Here is a 17,365-nt window from a genome sequence, read left to right on the forward strand (position 1 = left end):
TTTCGGTCAAAGACAAAACCCTAACTTTTTCGTTAGGTCTTGCGCAAATTTAATTTATCTTCTCCTGGCAGCGAAGGCGCGCTCGTATATCAAGATCAAAACGGTCGTAACCAAGGCAAGCACTATGGCCAAAGCATCTGCCCTGCCGATATCTACCGACACTTCAGAGACGTGCGTGTATATCACGAGGGGAAGTATCTTGACGCCCGTACCGGTGAGGGCAAAAGCGGTGCCGAAGGCCCCCATGCTCACGGCAAAAAGCAGCGACGAACCGGCCAACACGGCGGGCAAAAGCATCGGAAGCAGGACTTTATGAAGCGTCATCTACCTCGAGGCGCTTAAAGCTCGGAACGCATATCATAAAACACAAAAAACAAAGGCCTGACCCTGGTAATGGCCTGTTATTTTAGGAAGTTGTCTCCATGATGTCAGACTGCAGCCTATCAATCAACATCAGAAGGTGCATAAGGTATAGGAGAATGCCCCCGTTAGCGGCGAGTATCATGCCCACGACCCAACCCGGAAGCAAATGATGTACGAGCATTGAAGTCCCAAACAACATGGACACAAGGTTCATCGTAATCTGGGTCGCAGAAAGTCGCACCAAGACCGTAGGCACCGCGGCTGTCTTGCCCTTGTTTTTCACAATTGGCAGGACGATTTTGGCGAGCCCTATCCCTCCGCCGGCGAGATTAAGCACACCGACAAGAAGTGTCAAAAACGGTACGAGGATGTTCGGCACCACGCAGGAAGCTATTCCCAGTGCCGCGAATATGAATCCCAAAAAGATCACAAGCCATGTGCGGCGGAAGGGCCCGATAGGGGTGCTCCCGAAAGCGAGCATCTGGACGGAGAAGATTACCATTAGGAGGCCGAGCTGGGCGCTCCCTGAAAAGGGGAGTCTGCCGAAGGTAACAGGAATGAGGAGGACCCCGAGGATCAGCATAAACACGCCCACAAGAAGCAGCATGGCCTTGTCAGTCTTTAGCCCGAAATCGTCGTCGAGGCCCTTTGCGGCCAGGGGATAGCTGCGGTAGATCTTCTGAAGCAGGAAGGCCAACGCGAGGATCGCCGCGCCATAGACGAGCACCGACAGCGCTGTCGTAAGCGCCGAAAGCAGTCCTTCTTTCCACACGAGAAGCCCGACAAACATAGAAAACAGGTAGACCGCCGCGCACGCGAAAGCCAGGTACCGGAAGACTCCTCCGTAGCCGAGCCACGCCTTTAACTTATCTTTTGAAACAAGCAACTGCAGAAACTGCAGGAACCCCCCAAGGCACAGGCAGAGGATCAGGAGCACTCTGGGGATGAGCGTAAATACATCAGGGACGAAACAGGCCATGATGCCCACGGAAGCGATGGCGACTCCTGCGGCGATCACGGGCTTGGATCTGCGTATGTCCCCCGCAGGCGTTCTTCCCAGGGTTACCGTCTGCAGACCGAACAAAAACAGAAGCAGCCCGTACACGCCGTTTTCATAGTACGAAAGCAGGCCAAAAGAGGCTGGAAAAAGCAGTATCCCTGTGAGCATCACGGCCATGCCGGCTACAAGAAGGATCGCGACGTCGAAATAAAGATCCGCCTCATCGAGGAGAAATCTGACCTTCATCTAAACTTACCCTTAATTTCCGCGCCAGCGATTCTCAATAATAAGTGCCCTTCGTACGATAGTTTTCACGCCTCTCGGCTGCAAGATTTCTGGCGAACTTGTCGAATTCCTCCTTGTGCTCCCTATACAGGGCATAAAGATCCCTGGCGATTTGAGGCAACACGATCACGACGGATTTCTTCTCTATTTCCTGCAGGATATACTCGACCGCCTCGTCGACGCCTATGGAGTCGGCGGGCGGTGCCATGTCGCCAAAGATGGGCGTCCTGACGTTGTACGGGCAGAAGACGCTAAAGCATAGACCTTCGACCTCGAGCTCATATTGGAGGCTCTCTGTCATGGAGATTACCGCGGCCTTGGTCGCTGCGTAAACGGCCTGATAAGGGACGGGAACCAAGCCCGCGATGGAACTAGCATTGACGACGTGGCCAAAGCCTTGTTTCCTCATGATCGGTATGGCCGTATACGTGCCATAGATGACTCCCTTGAGGTTGAGATCAATAATGTAATCCCAGATTTCGAAGGTGATCTGTTCCGTCGGGAGAGTCATTCCCATCCCAGCGATGTTGCAGACGAAATCAAGATGCCCGGCATATTCCGCTGCGCTTTCTATAAGCCGAGCTACCTGCTTTTCCTTAGTTACATCCGTCAGAATAGGGAACACCTTGCCTGGGTATTTGTCCTCAAGCCGCTTTGATTCGCGGGTGAGGTTTTCTTCCTTCACGTCGCCCATAAAGACAGCCTTGGCCCCGCGCTTGAGAAGCTGTTCCGTCATCTCCAACGCTATGCCCGACGCGGCTCCTGTCACAGCCGCAACCTTGTTCTCGAAATACCCGTTCATAGACTTCGCCCCCTCTTTGCCGCCCCTTAGGGCAGAACCCTCGAATCGCCCACATTCAGCTGGGCTGAACCCTTCAGCATCATGGCGCCCGAGTATTTTAGTACTGGCAGATTTGCCAGGCTGCTGATCGCCCCGGACTGGAGGGGGTGTTCTTCGGCGGTAAGCTCCGTCCATTCGACGCGCCCTTCACCCGTCCAGCCTTTTTCTACCCTCGCCTCTTGAGGATACAGCGTGGCCTGAGACAACGACGCGCCGCCTTTACCGAGGTTGGGCATATACCTCCAACCGAAGTTGTTGGTCAGCGGCTTTTCATTCATCCCGGCGATGACTTTTTCGTCGAGCTCAGCATGCCTCCAGAAATGCATTTTGATGAAGGTGCAACTTTCGTAGCTCGCGGCAGTGAACCAATGGTCCCCAACGTGGCGCTCGGAAGCCACATCGGCAAAGACTTTGGGCATGCCGTCTTCCTCGCGTCCTCCAAGAATTGGGCAAGTCTTATTCTCCCAGATGATGAGAGGGTACACGCCCTCAAGTCCCTCGGAGTTTCCCGCATACCGGACGGGCGCGGCGACCTGGATGAGGCGGTATTCACCGTTTGACATCCATTCCACGTCTCGAAAGTTGGCGAACTGAACGGCTACCACCGGTTCAAGAAGTTCAAAATCTTGAGGAATGAGCTGCAGCAGGGCTTCCTCGTCGGTTTCAAACCGCACGACAAAAGACGTCATGTCCCCATGAGTCACCCGGAACGGATAGAAATAGCTCCCCAAAAAATGCACCGGCATCTTGTAGGCAAAACCTTCCTGAAACTTGAATTTCCCTCTCATACTCCTTCCTCCTTCGCGCTCTCCAGACTTTTTGTGTTCCCGCTGTACTGTAGCATCTTAAGGACAAGAGCTGTTGCCGTACCTAGCGTATAAGCCAAGCGAAATGCTTCTTTGGCTAATCCGTAGTCCTTGTGCCGTTGATTTATTATACTACGATTTTAGTACGTGATTTAAGACCTTTACAGTTTTGTGAACTCAGCAGCGATAGTGCCGGATCTCAAGGCAGGCCTCAGAAATGGCATCCAAAAAACAAAAACTCCATCGCCTCTCTTCGGTCTGACCCCTCCCACTTCTGCTGCGAGGTATATATGGCGAGAGATCACTTGAGGCGCATCTCTGTATGCGATGGGCCTATCTCCTGGCGGCGAAGGCGCGCTCGTATATCAAGATCAAAACAGTCGTAACCAAGGCAAGCACTATGGCCAAAGCGTCTGCCCTGCCGATATCTACCGACACTTCAGAGACGTGCGTGTATATTACGAGGGGTAATATCTTAACGCCCGTCCCGGTGAGGGCAAAAGCGGTGCCGAAGGCCCCCATGCTCACGGCAAAAAGCAGCGACGAGCCGGCCAACACGGCAGGCAAAAGCATCGGAAGCAGGACTTTATGAAGCGTCATCCACCTCGAGGCGCCTAAGCTCGATGCAGCCTCGATCAAACTCCAGTCGGCCTTGCTCCAGGCCGAAATCATAGTGAGGATCATCCTCGGGATGAGGAAGTAAAGGTAGGCCACAACAAGCCCCTTCCATGTAAAAAGGAACGAAGAAAACTCTAAGGGGTTAATGCCGAAGGCCTTAGAGAGGAGCAATGTGATAAAGCCGCTTGCCCCGAGCAGTATTATGAAGGCAAATCCAACTACGAGCCCACTGAAAGTCAGCGGCACAGGGGTGATGCTCAGCATCAAGGCCTTCAATCTGCCGCCTGATCGGTACAGGGCGTAAGAAAGCGGTATCCCGCATAGCGTTCCGATAGCGGTCGTGGCTAAAGAAAGCGTTATACTCGTCCTTAGCGACTCCCTGTAAAGCTTCGACGTAAACATCGACATATAGTTTGAAAGGGAGGGCTTCCCCTCGACGAAGAAGCTCTCCCATAAAACCAATACCATCGGCCATGCCAAAAACACCAAAAGCAGCAAAAACAAAGGCACCAATAGCAGATAAAGGAATATATTTCGCTTCAAATGTCTTCCTCTTTTATCTTATAGTAAAAACTGCTGCTATCACGTCAACTACACGTTTTGCCGTATAAGATTAAATCGCTATGGTTATCGCCGCCCTAATCTCCCAGAACCTTGCTTCCCCAGAGCTTGGCGGCTTTATCCTGCACCTGCTGGGCTTTGACCCAATCAACATCCATGGCGCGCTCGTAGTCGCTTGCGGGCAGGAATTTATCAACTACTTCAGACGGAAGCTCGACGTCCGTCAAAATCGGGCGCACAAACCCTTTCGCAAATATCTTTTGACCCTCTTCGCTCATGATGAAGTTGAGCCAAAGCTTCGCGGCGTTAGGATGAGGAGCACCTTTTACCATGCTTATGGCATAAGGCGAGGTTATCGTGCCCTCCTCTGGGATGACGACATCCACGGCATCACCGAGGCCCGCTATATACTTTGCTCGGTAGGCGTTCCAATCGTACGTTATCCAAATGGGGATTTCTCCCTTTATGAACTTGTCGTATTCCGTGGTCTTTTCGATCATCCTAACGTTGCCGACCTTTTGGAGCTGCGCCAGGTAATCGATGCCCGGGTCCATATTGTCGAGATTGCCGCCCATTGCGTAAGATGTGGCTATGACTATGGCGTATCCTATGCCTGCTGTCCTCGGGTCAAGATAAACCACGCTTTTAGAATACTGGGGGTCGAGCAGTTCCTTCCAACCCTTAGGCGTATTTTTGACGTAATTTTTATTAATGACAAACACGACAGTACCCTTATGAATGGAAAACCAATGTCCCTCCGGGTCTTTGAGGAGGTCTGGAATTTTATCGAAGTTTACGGGCTTAAAGCCTTCGGTGACGCCTCTTTCCTTAGCGAGGGCTCCAAAAGGCATGAAGTAGTAGGCCGTATCTGCCTGCGGATTATTCTTCTCCTTTTCGAGGCGCACAACCGTGGCACCGCTTCCGAGGTCGTTCCACGTAACCTCGACCCCATACCTTTCCTTAAAGGCGTCGAATAAGCCCTGCCAATTCGCCCACGTAGGGCCCGTATCGTAGCTGTAAAGCGCGCCCTCTTTCAGGGCAGCCTCGTGCAGCTCCTTCTCGCCCGGGTATAATTCTTGCTCGATGGCACCTGCCGGCGCTGTCGAGCAAAAGGCCCCAAAAAGCACCGCTACTACCGCCAAAACCTTGACCCACCTCATGTCAATCCCTCCTATTGTTTTATATTTACATTGTATTGACACTTAAAATAATAAAAAGCCGTCATCTGGGGCAAAAGTCACGGTTATTTCGCCCCCAATTTCAAAGCACGCCCCGTCGCTGCTGAGCAAATCTACCAGTATATCGCTACCGTCAGCCCTAATCGCCAACCTGACCATGGCGCCCAAAAATATCTTCCCTGTCACTGTGCCGGTTATCTCGTTTTTGTCGGACCCTTTTCTTACGACGCGGAACCGCTCAGGCCTCACGACCAAACAAGCGTCACCCTTGCTCTCGTCGTTTTCAAAGACGACGACAAATTGCCTGCCCTGCCAAATAAAAACGCCATCGCCCTTGTATGTTCCGTAAAAGAAGTTATTGTCCCCCACGAAGTCGGCCACAAACTTGGTGCGTGGTTTCGTGTAGATCTCTAACGGTTCACCCACCTGCTCGAGCTTTCCTTCGTTCATTATTGCGACGCGATCGGAGATGGAGAGGGCTTCCTCCTGATCGTGCGTCACGTAAAGCGTGGGAATTCCGCTTTGGCGCTGTATGCGCTTTATCTCAAACCTAAGAGCGTTTCTCACCTTCGCGTCTAAAGCAGAAAGCGGCTCATCCAAAAGCAACACTTTAGGGTTTATCGCCAAGGCCCGCGCCAAGGCGACCCTCTGCTGCTGGCCTCCTGAAAGCTCCCTCGGGTAAGCCTTGGCCCTACCGACGAGGCCTATGAGCTCAAGCAACTCGCCGACCCTTTTTTCGACCTCCTCTTCCGAAGCTTTGCGCGCCCTCAGGCCGAAGGCTATATTTTCGAAGGCGTTGAGGTTGGGGAATAGCGCGTAATTTTGAAACACTATGCCGACGCAACGCTCTCTTACGCCGACCCTTTCCATCGGTTTGCCGTCTATAAAAACACCTCCCTCGTCGGGTTCGATAAAGCCAGCTATTATCCGCAGTGTAGTCGTTTTCCCACAGCCGGAAGGGCCCAAAAGCGAAAGGAACTCGCCCTTTTTAATCTCTAAGCTCAACGACGATACGGCTACAAACTTGTCGAACCTTTTTGTTACGTCAACCAAGGCTACACCGGCAGCCAATCAGCTTTTCACCTCGCTGCATAAACTCAATGCCTTTTCCACCGCTTCGCTCGGACTTTGGGCGCGAAAAACGGGGAGCGGCGCGCCTTCATGGTCAAAAGCTTCCCACGTATGAAGGCCCACTACGGCTTTACCCATCCTAAGGGCTAACCCTATTTCAGAGAGCGTGCCAAAGCCACCGCCGATGGCTATCGCCACCTCGCCGGCCGAAGCTATAACGGCGTTTCGCGCCTCACCGAGCGTCGTGCGTATGGGTATCGTGACATACGGATTAGGCTCGTCCTGCGCACTCGGCAATATCCCGATAGAGGTACCTCCCGCAGTCGAAGCGCCCAAGCAGACGGCCTCCATCACGCCACCCTTGCCCCCACATACGATGACAGCGCCGCTTTTGGCCAAAAGAAGGCCGACTTCTTTGGCCATCTCAAAAAGCTCGGCGTCCGGAGTCGAGGTGCCCATAACGGCCACTATTTTCTTTTTAGCTTCAAAAGACATTTATGCCCCTCCTGCGGTTATGCTTGAAGCGGTAAAACCAAAAAACTTTCCCAAAAGAAGAAGACCTGCAAGCGAGAATATGCTTATAGCCACGAGAAGCACGGTCGCCGCACAGGCAAACCCCGTGCTCACATAAAAAGCCTGATAAAGCACCACCGGGTATGTCTGGGTCGCCGAGCCGGTCACCATAACGGCCAACTGGAACTCCCCCAAAGACATGGAGAATGTCATTAAAGCCCCGGAAATCACGCCCGGCATCACGTTCGGTATGAGAACCCTTCGCGTCAAAAACAAAGGATGGGCGCCGAGCGAAAGCCCGGCTTCTTCCATCGTCCTCCAATCGATGAGCTCAAAATTTGCGACGATGGGCCGAAGCATGAAAGGTAAAGTGTATATCAAGTGCGCCCCTACGAGGAGTTTAATCGTTCCAACCCAAGAAAAAGACGGCCAATTAAAGGCCTGAATCAGCCCCAAGCCCATAACGACCGGGGGAATTGCAACTGGGAGGAGCACCAAAAAGTCCACGAGAGATTTAAGCCACCTTTTATCCAGCACGCTGACGGCGTAAGCGGTACATATGCCTATAAACGAGTTTATTACGACCGATAGAGCCCCCACTATGAGGCTCATCCGCAAAGCCCTAAGATACATGGAGCGAGAAAAGAGATCAGCATACCACCGCCATGTGAACCCTTGGGGGAAAAGCGAGCCGAACCACTTCTCACCGAAGGAGCCGACGAGGATGAGGACTATCGGCATGACTATATAGGCAAGGTAGAGCATTAACCCACCCACTAACAGGGACTTTTTTATCATCTCTATCCATCCTCACCGCAGAGTAGCCGCTATTTTCTTTGATCGCCAAGGACATGATAAAGGATAAAGCGCTTTTGTTACAATATAGTTCAATCCTCGTTACAATTCCGTTAAAGGTGAGGCCTGCCGAAAAACCGCGGGCTTTGCTTAAGGTTGCAGTTGCGGGCCGATTCGCTGCTCAAGGGTTAAAATGAGTTGACGGCCCGTTTAGTTTCAGCACTTAGAAGCTTCCCTTCTTGGGGAATAAGGCGCAGGAAGCTTGCATTTTACGCGCCGATCGCGCAGTTTTGTATAATAACATTGCCTAAAGGGGCAGGCTGACGCTTTTCCCTTGCAAAAACCGCAAACAAATTGCGCCTGGTCAAAGAACCTTCGCTTTAAAAGTCCCGATGAGGCCGAATAAAGGGATGGACTATTGGCATATCTATTTTATTGGAGGTGGAGCTTTTGAAGCCTTTGTCGGAAAGCGTACTTGACGCCATAGGGGAGACCCCGCTTGTAGATCTAAAACGGCTGGTCGAGGCGTGGGGTTTAGAGGGAAAAATTTACGCGAAACTTGAGCTCTTAAACCCGGGCTTCAGCATGAAAGATAGGATAGCCCTGAAGATCATCGAAGAAGCGGAGGCCTCGGGCGAGCTCAAATCCGGACAAACCATAGTCGAAACGACGAGCGGAAACACCGGCACAGGGCTTGCCATAGTGTGCGCCGTAAAGGGATACCCCTTTGTGGCCGTGATGTCCAAGGGGAACACGCCGGAGAGGGCGCGGATGATCAGGGCTCTCGGAGCGGAGGTTGTGTTGGTGGAGCAGGCTCCCGACTCGCCGCCCGGACAGGTTTCGGGAGAGGATCTGGCGCTGGTCGAGGAAGAGGCAAAGCGCATCATCGCGGAAAGGGGTGCCTTTTACGCCGACCAGTTCAACAGAATGAGCAACGTTCACGCCCACGAAGAGCATACTGGCGCAGAGATATGGGATCAGACAGAGGGGAAAGTGGACGCCTTCCTGCAGTTTGCCGGCACGGGCGGATCGTTCGCAGGCTGCGCCAAGGCGCTCAAAAAGCGCAACCCGGACATTCGCTGTTACCTGACGGAACCCGCTGGAGCCCCATATCTCGCCGGAGGACCCATAACGAACCCGAACCACAAGATCCAAGGCGGTGGTTACGCCAAAGACCTACCCATTGTAGACAAAAACCTCATAGACGGCTTTTTGGCCATAACGGATGACGAAGCAATAGAAGGAGCGAGGGCGCTGGCGCGCTTCGAAGGGATCTTCGCCGGCTCTTCCACCGGAGCCAACATCGCCGGCGCAGCAAAACTGTTGAGGGACAAAGAGAAGGGAAATAGGATAGCAATATTGGTCTGCGACTCAGGCCTCAAATACCTGAGCACAGACCTTTATAATTGAGAAACAGATTCGATGTTTAGCTTCGCGCAACTTAATGACGCGTGATCCGTTGATAGTAATATGTAAACGCGTCACTCATTGCTGATTACTTATCGCTATTCAAGCGATAGCCTTCAATGTTCATCCCCTAAGAGGAGCTGGGCCTCTCAGGGGATGAAATGTCTTATCCTACCTTGATCTCTTTGGAGCTCTCCCATAGGCCGTGTATATTGCAGTAAGACATAGCGAGCAGTGTGCCCGAGGAGTTGAGTTTCACCCTAGCCACACCGCACGAATCGGTGTAGGCAGGCCCCTGGTTTGCGCCAGCCACCGCCTCACCGTGGGCGGTGAATTCGAAATTGGCCAGCTCATAAGCGAACTTATCCCCTTCGGGCTTAAACAGGAGCTTGATCCAGCGGATGTGATGCTCCGTCGTGTTGGGATGAGGGATTTCCTTACCTACGGTAAGGGTGACGTTAAAAAATTCCCCGGCCTTCACCGAATCTGGCGCCTCTATCACGGGGACGTGCTTTTCAGCCTTCCAGTCGGCAGACTGCATGATGTCCGCGAACTTCATAAACCTCGCCTCCCTAACTATAGATTTCTAAAACGCTTATAATATAACATAACCGTCAACTCTCGCGCAACCGCTACGTTTCACGAACCGGCGAGCCTTAACATGGCGTTTGCCAACACTGTGGCTCCCTTGGCCGCATCATCGAAGTCCGTCAGCTCTTGAGGGCAGTGACTCCTGCCCCCTATAGATGGGACGAAAATCATGGCCGTGGGGCAGATCGAATGCATATATTGAGCGTCGTGGCCGGCGCCGCTCGGAAGCCTCATATAAGAAAAGGCGGCCTCTCTGGCCATCTCCTCGACCAGGTTCACCATAGCGGGATCGAAGTGCACGGGCTTTGCATCTCCCACCATTTCAAGTTCATATTCCAGACGATGATTCGATGCAGCCTGCGCCACCAGCGCTTCGGCGCGCTTCTTGCCATCCTCGTAGAGGGCCTCGTCGTACTGCCGCAGGTCTATCGTGAAGGAAGCTTGACCCGGGACGACGTTTATGATGTCGGGGTAGGGGTGGAGCCTCCCAACGGTGGTGCGGGTGTCATGCCCCATCTCTTCGGCCAACCTCCTCACAGAACAGACGAGCTCAGCCGCGCCAAGGAGGGCATCGCGGCGCATGTCTAAAGGTGTAGTACCGGTGTGGTTAGCCTCGCCCTGATATTTGCCCTGCCACCACGCTATCCCCTGTATTCCCTCCACTACGCCGATAGAGATCCCTTTAGCGTCAAGTACGGGCCCTTGCTCTACGTGGAGCTCAAAATAGGCCACGGGCTTGAGCCATTTATTTCCCTTATACCCTATGCGTTCGAGCTCCGCCTCTACGGAGATTCCAGCATCGTCTTTCTTGGCATATGCCTCTTGTAGCGTCATGAGGCCCGCTACTACACCGCTTCCCAGCATACAAGGCTGAAAGCGCGCCCCCTCTTCATCGGTAAAACACGCCACGGCCACCGGCTTACGAGTGCGGATGCCATAGTCGTTCAATGTCCTGATGGCTTCGAGTGCCCCCAACACTCCCAAGGCACCGTCGAAGGCACCGCCTTCCCTCACCGTATCCAAGTGAGAGCCAGCCATCACGGGAGGCGCATCAATTGAACCTTCCCTCAAGCCGAAGATATCCCCAATGGGGTCTACGATCACCTCAAGGCCTGCCTCTTTTAGCCAAGAGACAAAGAGATCTCTGGCTCGCTTGTCTTCGTCGGAGAGGGCGAGGCGCGAGACTCCCTTGCCAGGTCCACCGTAGCCGATTTGTCCCATCTCCTCTAAAGACTTCCGCAGCCGATCGGAATTTACACGCAACAAAAACATCCCCTCCTCGCTGGTCGAGCTATCGATGCCAAGCCTGCAACCTCAAAGTAGAAAGTTCACGCCTTTGCGTAGACGACTTCGCCGCCGGAGATGGTGAGATCCACCTTCATGTCTTTCACTTCTTCTATTGGCATTTTGACGATATCTCCGGACAGAACGATCACATCGGCCGCCTTCCCGGCTTCTAAACTCCCCTTCTTTTGCTCCTCAAAGGCGGCATGCGCTCCGCCCACGGTGTAGGCGCAAAGCGCCTCCATGACTCTCACGCGCTCACTTTCGCCGCAGACCTGCCCGTCTTTGGTCTTCCTCGTGGCCGCCTCGTAGATGTTTATGAAGGGGTTGAAGGTGGTGACCGGGCTGTCTGAACTCATGGCCACGGGAATCCCGCGTTCTATAAAGCTCCTCATGGGGAACATATACCCGACGCGCTCGCGGCCGTAGTTTGAGATATATCCGCCGCCGAACTCGTAGAAAAAGATCGGCTGCACCACGGGTATGACGCCCAAATCCTTCACGCGGGACACGAGGTCCGGCGGACAGATCGCGCAGTGCTCGATGCGGTGTCTGCAGTCGCATCTCGGAGAAACGCCCATGGCTTTTTCAAAGGAGTTCAACATCATCTCTATCGCCCTATCGCCGATGCAATGGGCAGTCACTTGAAAGCCCTTGGAATGAGCCCTTCCCACCAGCGCGTCGAGCTCGTTTTGGGAATAGTAGAGTATGCCGAAATCTTCTGGATCGGAAGCGTAAGGCTCGCGGGTAGCGCAGGTCGGGCCACTGCTGCTTCCGTCCACCATGAGCTTATAAGATCCTATGCAAAGGCGATCGTCTCCGAAGCCCGTGACAAGGCCGGTCTCCAGGTAGTGATCGCCGCTCGTATCTCCGATGATCCTCCCCACAGAGGCATAGACGCGCACGCGAAGAGCGCCGCTGCGAGCACCTTCGACGAGCGCGCGCATGCCCAAAGGCCCGGCCAACCCCTCGTCGTGGACGCTCGTTATCCCCCATTCCAAGAAGTCGCGGTCGGCGACCTTCAACCCTTCGGCATATTCTTCTAACGTGTAGGCACCGGCTTTAAGCACCCCATCCTGCGCCGCCTCATAGAGGACGCCGTCGAGCCTCGCCCCGGAGCGGCCGAACCTGCCGCCCGGAGGATCAACCACGCTATCGTCTATACCTGCAAGTTCGAGCGCTTTGCTGTTGGCCACAGCTATATGGCAGCAGGTCCTTGTCAGGATCACCGGATTGTCTGGGGAGACCTCGTCTAAGTCGAAGCGGGTGGGGTGGCGACCCTCCGCGAGTTCAGTATGGTTGTAACCCCATCCTCTCACCCACTTGCCGGACCCGAGCGCGGCGGCCCGCTCTTTGACCAGGTGCTTTATGTCAGAGATGGACTTGACGTTCGGAGCCTTGAGGCTTATCCCCAGGCGGTTGACGCCGTAGAGCAAAAAGTGGACGTGGGCATCTATGAAGCCTGGCATGGCCGTCCTGCCGCCGAGCTCGATCACCTGCGTGCGCGGCCCTTTAAGCTCCATCACTTTTGAGGTCGCACCGACAGCGGCTATTTTATCCCCACATATGGCGAGGGCCTCCTCTTGCGCCCTTTTGGGGTCGACCGTCAGGACGTTCCTCTCTCCAGGTGCGCTCACCAAGATGATATCCGCTTCACCTCTCATTTCAGACCCCACCTCCCACGGGATAATATCTCAAATGAGGCCGCTCTCGCGGCATTGCGGCGTTATCGAACGCCGCCTTCGGCCGCCAACCGATATAAAAAGGCGGGCACTTTCCATGCCCGCCTCTCTTCATTCAACCGTCCCACTCGCTTCCGTCGTCCCTGCCGAAGTTGACGTTATAGATCCTGCCTCGCCTCCTGTCCCACGCGTACGGCCCATGACTACCTGTCGGGCGACCTGAGGCATCCAAAAAGAGCATCTCTTCGGACATGGCAGTGGCTATCGTTATCCACCAGCGGACAGGACGGGCCAGCGGAAGCTTGCCCCTTATCTCGCCCATAGGCCACCCGCCGACGGGAGGGAGCCCTGTAGCCGCATCGATGGCCCTGACTATAGAGGGGTATTCCTCGGGAGCTGTCCTCATAAAGTGGTGCCTTGCCCAGCGCGAGCGGGAAAGGTCTATTAAGAGCTTCCTCGCGAGCCACGGAGAACTCTCATCATCGAGCTGCACGAGGGATTGCGCCGCCACGAAGACCGCATCCAAGGCCACGAGGCTCTTGGGCACCTCCTGAGGCAGGAAAAATCCGCCCACCTCCTCCCAGCGCGACGGATCGCCCTCCGGATACAGCGCTTCGATAATGGCCATCGCCCTGGAGGCTTTTTCTCGAGGTGACAAATTACTCCATAGAGAGCGCCACAGCTCGTAAGGTTTTAAATCTGGCGCCTCGGCAAGCAATGACTCTTTCAGGACGAGCGCTTGACGCTCTCCCTCTTCCATAGCCTTATAGCGGGCGCTATAGGTTTCTATCCAGTCGGCGTAAGCTGCTCCGCACAAAGCTGTGGCCAGCAAGAGTGCCACAGCTATAGAGACTTTCCGAAGCATCACTATCACCCCCCTCATCGACTTACCACCTCTTCGGGAAGGTATATTCCATCTATTTTTTAATTATACTACTTCATTGTGCCTCGTTGGTCGCCTCGCCTTGCGTTAACTGCAACGGCAACCCCTCCGCCTTCAAATATATGGTCTGCGTGGGGTAGGCGAACTTTATGCCCTCTTCGGCGAAACGTTTGTAGATGGCGAGGTTTATGGCCTGCTGGGCGTCCATGTATACGTTATAATCCGGCGAGAGAACATAGTAGACCACTTCAAAGTCCAAAGAGGAGTTCCCAAATTTTAGAAAGTGGGCCCTGTCGAAGCGCGTCCTCTCCTGAGATGTGATTATCGCTTTAACGATGTCCGGAATGGCTGATAGCTTTTCATACGGAGTCTGATATACGACGCCGAAGGAAAAAACCACGCGCCTCTCGTACATGCGCTTGTAGTTTCTGATCCGCGCCCTCAACAGGTCGCTGTTTGAAAATACTAACTGCTCGCCGGAGAGGCTCCTAAGGCGCGTGGTTTTGAGCCCCACATGTTCCACGGTCCCCATGAGGTCATCGACGATGATGAAATCCCCCACGAGGAACGGCTTATCTAAGACGATGGAAAAGGAGGAGAAGAGATCCCCCAAGATGTTTTGAACGGCCAGGGCCACGGCTACGCCGCCGATTCCCAAGCCTGCCACCACGGCCGTCACGTTGATCCCCATATTATCCAAGGCTAAGAGTAAAATTAACGCCCAGAGGATGAGCCTCAGGATAACCCCCAGCGCCCTCGCCGTAGTGGCCGCCGCAGCGTCTCTGATCATGGCCCGCTCCGCATATCGCGATACGAAGTAATAGATGAGCCAATCGAACCATATGGCTACCTGAAACAAGAAGGCCAATACCGTCAATATAGAAATGGCGCGAGAGAGGGTCGGCGGAAGGGAGAGGGAGAGCGACCCGAAGAAGATCGCGACCATGACGAAGAAAAAGGCCTTAGTGTGACGGAGAAGCTGTAGCGCGATTTCAAAAGGAGGGATGGGTCTTTTTTGCGCGAGTGGCTCGAGGCGCGATGCGATCCGATTTCGTATAAACCTCAAAACGAAGAACGCAGCGATGCCTATGGCACAGGCCGTGACCCACGACAGAAGCGAGTTTCCATAAAGTTGATAGTTCATTTATCCACCTCCAAAGGATACCTACCGGCTGAACCGCTTACGATAAGTGGCCAAAAGTTTGGCCAACTGATCTGCCACATCCTCTGAGCCTATCTTGCCGGATACGCGCGATCGCGCAGCGCGCACATCCTCCTCAGCCACTGTGACGTCGGGCGCAGGCTTGGTTCGAGCCACCCTTCGCCTCGGAAGCTTCCCTACTACCGCACGAAGCGAGGAAACCTTAAGTCCGATGAGCTGCAGCTCCTTTATAATCTCACCGCCGCGCATGTTCAATTCGTGGGCCACGGCCGGCGAATCGGCGACGACTAAAAGCCTTTCTCCCTCCAGGCGCAGCGGGGCAGCCCGCCCAGTTAGGTTGCCCAAGATCTCATTCCAGCGGCTCAAAGCCAAAGCCCATAAGACCTTCTCCGCTACCTCCCCGCTCAAACCCTTGCTCAAAAGCAAAGATAGGCTCTCTGGCTTTCCTCTCCTCATGCGCTTTTCCTCCGAGACGCGACAACCACTGATAGTATCTGTATATCCGCCGGCGTAACGCCAGATATACGGCTCGCCTGACCGAGCGTGCGCGGGCGTATGGAAGAAAGTTTTTGCCTGCTCTCTGAAAGTAATCCAGTGATGGAGGAGTAGTCGATGTCATCCGGGATGCTTACGCCGTCCAACCGCTCCATGCGCTCGCAGGAGCGCCTCTCGCGTTCTATATAACCTTCATACTTCACTTCGATCTCTATCCGCTCGCCGAGATCGCCGATCGCAGGTTCGCGAGGAGGAGAGAGCTCGGCTATGTGCCCATAAGACACCTCTGGCCTCTTTAAGAGCGATTCCAACGTCACAGGCTCCTCTACGGGAGACGTCCCGACGGATAAGAGGAAGTCATTGAGGCCCGGTGTGGGATATATATACGTCTCAGCGAGCCTCTTGCGCTCTTCGTCCATCCTGCGCCATCGCTCTGTCAAGGTTTGCCACTGGAAATCATCGAGCAACCCCAACTGCCTCGCCACGGGGCTGAGGCGCCTGTCGGCGTTGTCAAACCTCAAAAGCAGCCTGTGTTCGCACCGGCTCGTGAGCATCCTGTAAGGTTCGGACGTGCCCTTCGTCACCAAGTCATCTATGAGCACGCCGATATACGCTTCGCTTCGCTTTAAAACCAGCGGTTCCTCGCCGCGCAACGTCAAAACCGCATTTATGCCGGCCAAAAGCCCCTGTGATGCGGCCTCTTCGTACCCTGAGGTGCCGTTTATCTGTCCGGCGCAGAAGAGCCCTTCAACGAGCTTGGTCTCAAGCCACGGGCGAAGTTGTGTTGGCGGTAGAAAATTGTATTCTATCGCGTAGCCGGGCCGCAGCAAGTGAGCGCTTTCGCACCCCGGAAGAGAGCGCACCATGGCCACTTGAACGTCATAGGGCAGGCTGGTCGAGAAGTTTTGCATATAGATCTCTCTGCTCCTTCTGGCCGTGGGCTCCAAAAAGACGACGTGGGAGTCTTTCTCCGGAAAGCGCACAACCCTGTCTTCGATGGACGGGCAATAGCGCGGCCCCACGCCCTTTATCGCTCCCGTAAAGAGGGGTGACCTGTCGAGTGCTCTCTTTATGATCTCGTGCGTCTTGAGAGTGCTCCGCGTCACATAGCAAGGGAAGCCGCTGTATACCTTCCCTTCGTCGAAATAACTGAACGCGCGCGGCGCGGCGTCGCTCTCCTGGCACATCAAGGAGGTGAAATCTACGCTGTCGGCGTGGATCCTGGGCGACGTGCCCGTCTTCAAGGTTTTGACCTCGAAGCCCAACTTTTTCAGCGACGAGGCTAAAGCGCCCGCCGGGACTTCGCCCAGCGGGCCGGACGGAAAGTTCACGAGCCCTATATGGACCCTTCCTCCCAAATATGTACCGGTGGCAAGTATTACTTTTCTCCCCTCAAAGACGACGCCCAAATTTGTCTTCACGCCGCGGACGCTTTTGCCATCTACCCATATGTCTTCGACGACGGCCTGATGGACATCAACGTTCTTTGCCGACTCCAACCTCTCGAGGAAGTACTCGTAATATAACCTCATGTCGCATTGAGCCCTCAAGGCCCTGACTGCTGGCCCCTTGGACGTGTTCAATATTCTCATGTGCAGCGCCGCGGCATCGGTGGCTTTGCCTTGTTCGCCCCCTAAGGCATCTATCTCTCTTGTAATATGCCCCTTCGCCGGTCCGCCTATAGACGGGTTGCACGCCATTAGGGCGGTATTTTCGAGATGTAGATTCAACAGGAGTACAGAGGCCCCCATCTTCGAGGCCGCCAAAGCCGCCTCGCAGCCCGCGTGCCCTCCACCGACCACGATCACGTCATATACTTTGTCCATCGCC

General features: G+C 54.3%; 17 protein-coding genes. 1 reads left to right on the forward strand and 16 read right to left on the reverse strand.

Translation table 11 applies throughout. The features are described from left to right. Window positions 1-54: 54 nt before the first annotated feature. The 9 genes from EZM41_RS02410 to EZM41_RS02450 form a co-directional block, all read right to left on the reverse strand. The gene (locus EZM41_RS02410; RefSeq protein WP_198469060.1) at window positions 55-324 is read right to left on the reverse strand and encodes a hypothetical protein; all 270 of its coding nucleotides are present in this window, start codon (window positions 322-324) and stop codon (window positions 55-57) included. An 82-nt stretch (window positions 325-406) separates the two neighbouring features. After that, complete coding sequence (locus tag EZM41_RS02415; protein WP_198469063.1) at window positions 407-1,609, reverse strand: hypothetical protein; 1,203 nt, start codon at window positions 1,607-1,609, stop codon at window positions 407-409. A gap of 34 nt (window positions 1,610-1,643) precedes the next feature. Then, window positions 1,644-2,450: an SDR family NAD(P)-dependent oxidoreductase gene (locus EZM41_RS02420; RefSeq protein ID WP_198469065.1), complete on the reverse strand. Its 807-nt coding sequence runs from the start codon at window positions 2,448-2,450 to the stop codon at window positions 1,644-1,646. Window positions 2,451-2,476: 26 nt separating this feature from the next. Beyond that, the gene (locus tag EZM41_RS02425; RefSeq protein ID WP_198469068.1) at window positions 2,477-3,277 is read right to left on the reverse strand and encodes an acetoacetate decarboxylase family protein; all 801 of its coding nucleotides are present in this window, start codon (window positions 3,275-3,277) and stop codon (window positions 2,477-2,479) included. A gap of 351 nt (window positions 3,278-3,628) precedes the next feature. Further along, window positions 3,629-4,456, reverse strand: coding sequence for an ABC transporter permease subunit (locus EZM41_RS02430; RefSeq protein WP_198469070.1), 828 nt, complete (start codon window positions 4,454-4,456; stop codon window positions 3,629-3,631). Between the two features lie 95 nt (window positions 4,457-4,551). Beyond that, window positions 4,552-5,634, reverse strand: a complete 1,083-nt coding sequence (locus EZM41_RS02435; protein ID WP_198469073.1) for an extracellular solute-binding protein — start codon at window positions 5,632-5,634, stop codon at window positions 4,552-4,554. A 42-nt stretch (window positions 5,635-5,676) separates the two neighbouring features. After that, window positions 5,677-6,723 (reverse strand): ABC transporter ATP-binding protein, encoded by a 1,047-nt coding sequence (locus tag EZM41_RS02440; protein WP_198469075.1) that lies wholly within the window; start codon window positions 6,721-6,723, stop codon window positions 5,677-5,679. Further along, the gene (locus EZM41_RS02445; protein WP_198469078.1) at window positions 6,724-7,218 is read right to left on the reverse strand and encodes a TIGR00725 family protein; all 495 of its coding nucleotides are present in this window, start codon (window positions 7,216-7,218) and stop codon (window positions 6,724-6,726) included. Next, the gene (locus EZM41_RS02450; RefSeq protein WP_198469081.1) at window positions 7,219-8,034 is read right to left on the reverse strand and encodes an ABC transporter permease; all 816 of its coding nucleotides are present in this window, start codon (window positions 8,032-8,034) and stop codon (window positions 7,219-7,221) included. 447 nt (window positions 8,035-8,481) lie between these two features. On the opposite strand from EZM41_RS02450, the gene EZM41_RS02455 reads away from it, so the two are divergent. Beyond that, window positions 8,482-9,441 (forward strand): PLP-dependent cysteine synthase family protein, encoded by a 960-nt coding sequence (locus tag EZM41_RS02455; protein WP_232618985.1) that lies wholly within the window; start codon window positions 8,482-8,484, stop codon window positions 9,439-9,441. Between the two features lie 163 nt (window positions 9,442-9,604). On the opposite strand, the gene EZM41_RS02460 is transcribed toward EZM41_RS02455, so the two are convergent. The 7 genes from EZM41_RS02460 to mnmG form a co-directional block, all read right to left on the reverse strand. Further along, window positions 9,605-9,997: a class II SORL domain-containing protein gene (locus EZM41_RS02460; RefSeq protein WP_198469084.1), complete on the reverse strand. Its 393-nt coding sequence runs from the start codon at window positions 9,995-9,997 to the stop codon at window positions 9,605-9,607. Window positions 9,998-10,077: 80 nt separating this feature from the next. Then, window positions 10,078-11,295, reverse strand: a complete 1,218-nt coding sequence (locus EZM41_RS02465; RefSeq protein ID WP_198469085.1) for a Zn-dependent hydrolase — start codon at window positions 11,293-11,295, stop codon at window positions 10,078-10,080. Window positions 11,296-11,357: 62 nt separating this feature from the next. After that, the gene (locus EZM41_RS02470) at window positions 11,358-12,977 is read right to left on the reverse strand and encodes an amidohydrolase (protein WP_198469087.1); all 1,620 of its coding nucleotides are present in this window, start codon (window positions 12,975-12,977) and stop codon (window positions 11,358-11,360) included. 133 nt (window positions 12,978-13,110) lie between these two features. Next, window positions 13,111-13,878 (reverse strand): cell division protein FtsL, encoded by a 768-nt coding sequence (locus EZM41_RS02475; RefSeq protein ID WP_198469089.1) that lies wholly within the window; start codon window positions 13,876-13,878, stop codon window positions 13,111-13,113. A gap of 55 nt (window positions 13,879-13,933) precedes the next feature. Further along, entirely contained in the window at window positions 13,934-15,022 is a 1,089-nt protein-coding gene (locus EZM41_RS02480; RefSeq protein WP_198469091.1) for a mechanosensitive ion channel family protein, read from the reverse strand. A 21-nt stretch (window positions 15,023-15,043) separates the two neighbouring features. Continuing rightward, on the reverse strand, window positions 15,044-15,496 hold the full coding sequence (locus tag EZM41_RS02485; RefSeq protein ID WP_198469093.1) for a DciA family protein: 453 nt from the start codon (window positions 15,494-15,496) through the stop codon (window positions 15,044-15,046). Then, window positions 15,493-17,361: a tRNA uridine-5-carboxymethylaminomethyl(34) synthesis enzyme MnmG gene (gene mnmG, locus EZM41_RS02490; RefSeq protein ID WP_198469095.1), complete on the reverse strand. Its 1,869-nt coding sequence runs from the start codon at window positions 17,359-17,361 to the stop codon at window positions 15,493-15,495. Before mnmG ends, EZM41_RS02485 begins: the two co-directional genes overlap by 4 nt. Window positions 17,362-17,365 lie beyond the last annotated feature (4 nt).

Source organism: Acetomicrobium sp. S15 = DSM 107314, assembly GCF_016125955.1.
In the GTDB taxonomy this organism is placed as follows: Bacteria; Synergistota; Synergistia; order Synergistales; family Thermosynergistaceae; genus Thermosynergistes; species Thermosynergistes pyruvativorans.